This window comes from Chitinophaga sp. GbtcB8 (assembly GCF_019091455.1).
Lineage (GTDB): Bacteria > Bacteroidota > Bacteroidia > Chitinophagales > Chitinophagaceae > Chitinophaga.
Genome location: NZ_JAGXJN010000522.1, coordinates 1 through 230 on the forward strand (window position 1 = coordinate 1; position 230 = coordinate 230).

1 protein-coding gene is annotated in these 230 nt (G+C 50.0%); it reads left to right on the forward strand.

All coding sequences use genetic code 11. The features are described 5' to 3' along the window. On the forward strand, nt 1-230 hold a 230-nt coding region (locus tag KVT36_RS32455), incomplete at both ends, for an aconitase family protein (RefSeq protein WP_254640294.1).

A 230-nucleotide genomic window follows, 5' to 3' on the forward strand; every position in this document is an offset into this window, starting at 1 on the left:
TCCCGTTCAGCCTCCCAGGCCAAACAAGACATTGACAAGAACCTGAAAGTAAGATACGAATTTACCATTACCACCGGTTCTGAGCTGGTACGTTTCACCATTGAAAGAGATGGCCTGCTGGATCCCTTTGACAAAATAGGCGGTGTGGTGCTGCCCAATGCCTGCGGTCGCTGTATCGGGCAATGGGCGCGTCATATCGACGATCCTAACCGTAAGAACTCTATCATTAC